The organism is Microcystis sp. LEGE 08355 (assembly GCF_015207185.1).
Classification (GTDB): Bacteria; Cyanobacteriota; Cyanobacteriia; order Cyanobacteriales; family Microcystaceae; genus Microcystis; species Microcystis panniformis.
The window spans coordinates 1-2,831 of record NZ_JADEXI010000593.1; the positions used below are offsets into that span (position 1 = coordinate 1).

Annotated in this window: 3 protein-coding genes, 1 tRNA gene and 1 pseudogene; all 5 read left to right on the forward strand. The window is 42.6% G+C overall.

The features are described from left to right. Positions 1–604: M23 family metallopeptidase (locus tag IQ242_RS21580; protein WP_193961357.1), on the forward strand; the 604-nt coding region annotated here is incomplete at its 5' end. Between the two features lie 91 nt (positions 605–695). Beyond that, a tRNA-Met gene (locus IQ242_RS21585) sits at positions 696–769 on the forward strand. Between the two features lie 295 nt (positions 770–1,064). Continuing rightward, a complete protein-coding gene (locus IQ242_RS21590) occupies positions 1,065–1,334 on the forward strand; it encodes a BrnT family toxin (RefSeq protein WP_002759054.1) in 270 nt (89 codons plus the stop codon). Next, the gene (brnA, locus tag IQ242_RS21595) at positions 1,324–1,548 is read left to right on the forward strand and encodes a type II toxin-antitoxin system BrnA family antitoxin (RefSeq protein WP_002759052.1); all 225 of its coding nucleotides are present in this window, start codon (positions 1,324–1,326) and stop codon (positions 1,546–1,548) included. The genes IQ242_RS21590 and brnA overlap by 11 nt, the downstream gene beginning before the upstream one ends. A gap of 220 nt (positions 1,549–1,768) precedes the next feature. Beyond that, a pseudogene (locus IQ242_RS21600) lies at positions 1,769–2,831 on the forward strand (ISAzo13-like element ISMae28 family transposase); the annotation flags it as partial.

The following is a 2,831-nucleotide window of genomic DNA, read 5'->3' on the forward strand; positions in this document are numbered from 1 at the left end:
CGCAGAAACCGTAGATGATCGGCAAATAACCCCTAATCCCCAATGGGCTGCCCTTCGTTCTCGTTCTAACCAAAGCACCCCCCCACAGATTATCGGTTCGGCTCCTACCAATGTGGAAGAATATAATGACCGCCTACGAATTCCCGTCGGCGAAACCGTAGAACCTTCCCTTCCTCCCCTCGCTAATCCCGATGAGTATTTACCTAATCCCGCCCCCATTTTTACCGGCTTTATCTGGCCCACCAGAGGTGTGTTAACCTCCGGTTTCGGTTGGCGCTGGGGCAGACCTCATCGCGGCATCGATATCGCCGGTCCAGTGGGGACCCCGATTGTGGCGGCGGCCGCCGGTGAAGTAATCGCCTCCGGTTGGAATTCTGGCGGTTATGGCAATCTGGTGAAACTGCGTCACCCCGATGGTAGCGTCACTCTCTATGCCCATAACAGCCGTCTGTTGGTGCGTCGCGGCCAAACTGTTCAGCAAGGCGAGCCAATTGCCCAGATGGGTAGCACCGGTTTTAGCACCGGCCCCCACCTACATTTCGAGGTTCACCCCTCCGGCCAGGGAGCAGTCAATCCCATGGCTTTCCTGCCAGGCAGACGTTAAAGATGCCCCCAAAGGGAAGATTTTCTCTTCCCTTTTTTGCTCTTGTGCAATTGGGTGATTGTGTGTTACGATTGATAACTGTGTAAACAACGGCTTAGTAGCTCAGTTGGTCAGAGCAGGGGACTCATAAGCCCAAGGTCGGCAGTTCAAATCTGCCCTGAGCCATCGGACAAGATCCAAGAAAACCAGCAAGATTATGGTCAGGTGATATCTCTTTCCCTTTTACTTGGGGACGCTCCCTTCGGGTTCTACCTGATAACTTTTTACTGATAACAGCAGCAAGGGAATTCCAAAATTTATTAGCCCAATTGTACTATAAATTTTGCCGATACAGTCACTACCATAATATTCTGGTAGGAGTACCTAGTGGTCAGTGAGTTTATCGAACTGCGTGCGCCCAAAATGTCCTATAGATATTTCGACCAAATTGAGATGCAGCCACGGAAACGAAGCCAAGAGAATGAAAAAACCGGAATTTGAATTTGATCCTAATAAAAGCCAAGCTAACAAAAATAAACATGGTCTAGATTTTGTTGAAGCTCAAGTATTATGGTTAGATTCCCAAAAAGTCGAAATTCCAGCCCGAACAGAAAATGAACCACGATTTGTTGTTATTGGTATAATAGCAGGTAAGCATTGGTCAGCCGTAGTTACCTATCGTCAAACCAAAATCCGTATTATTTCAGTCCGACGCTCTAGACCTGAAGAGGTAGAAATTTATGAAAGCTGAAGATTTTGACCGCAAATTTGATGATGGAGAAAATATCATCGAATACTTGGATTTAACTAAAATTAAACGTTCTAATTCCGAGGAACAAACAATTGCGTTTGAGTTTCCCTCATGGATGGTAGAGGCTCTTGAGCAAGAAAGTCAGCGTCGTGATTTACCGTTACAAGCTATTGTCAAAGACTGGATTGGGGAAAAATTGGCGTTGTCAAATTGAAAGATGATCCGAATCAGCACCGGAACTCAAATTACTTTGACTTGCCCTGAGCCAACTTGCCCTGAGCCAAGGGACTTCCAAAAAATAAACTATTCATGCTCAAGAATAATAATCATTCTCGGAGTGTAGGAGGTAGGGGTCGATGGTTGCCTCCTCCTTCCAATTTTGTAGTAGAATTAATCCTGTACATTATTAATCAAGTTTTTCTTTGTAAGTGTATATGGAATTAACTGATTCCCTCAAGAAATTGCTCAGTGAAACTGCACTTCAATTAAAAGGTGCAGCTAAAAGAAGATTCATGGCCCAAACAGTCTTAGAATTAGGCTATGGGGGACAAACCCTTGCTGCACAGGAGTTAGGCTGGAATCGAACTACTATTCGTCAAGGAATTAAAGAACTAAAAAGAGGTATTATTTGTGTTGATAATCATTCAGCTAAGGGGCGGAAAAAAGCAGAAGAACATTTACCTTTTCTATTGGAAAACATCAAAAGTTTAGTGGATTCTCAAAGCCAAACTGACCCAAGTTTTAAAAGCCAAAGGCTTTATGTGAGACTGAGTGCGGCCGAAGTCCGAAAGCAATTAATCTCTAAATATGGGTACAGTGATGAGGATTTACCGAGCGAGGAAACTATTCGGGTTAAATTAAATAACTTAGGTTATCGTCTGAAAAGAGTCGCTAAAGTTTTACCTCAAAAAAAATTCCAGAAACCGAGGCAATCTTTGAGGAATTAGCTAACATTAATCGGGAAGCGGATGAAGACCCTACGATGTTACGTCTTAGTTTGGATGCCAAAGCCCGTGTTAATATTGGACTATTTGATCGAGGAGGTAAGAATAGAATAACTGTCGAAACAAACGATCATGATTTTAATCCGAAAACAACCCTAACCCCTTACGGAATATTTATTCCAGAATTTGATGAGTTGTTTTTGTATTTCACTGCCTCCACAGTCACCAGTGACTTTATTGTTGATATATTAGAAGATTTCTGGGAGTCGGAAAAATCTCGTTTTGAGAAAATTAAAACTTTGATAATTAATCAAGATAATGGACCAGAAAATAATTCGAGACGAACTCAGTTCATGAAACGTATAGTTGAGTTTTCCCAAAAATATCAAGTTAATATACGTTTAGCTTACTATCCCCCTTACCATAGTAAATATAATCCTATTGAACGAACCTGGGCTGTGTTAGAAAACCATTGGAATGGGAGTATTTTAGATGAAATCGAAACGGCTTTGAAATTCGCCCAAACTATGACTTGGAAAGGAAAACACCCGAT

Excerpts from the sequence above, each read along its gene's own strand:
- brnA (WP_002759052.1), top strand. The coding sequence starts at position 1,324 with ATGAAAGCTGAAGATTTTGACCGCAAATTTGATGATGGAGAAAATATC.
- IQ242_RS21590 (WP_002759054.1), top strand. The coding sequence starts at position 1,065 with ATGAAAAAACCGGAATTTGAATTTGATCCTAATAAAAGCCAAGCTAAC.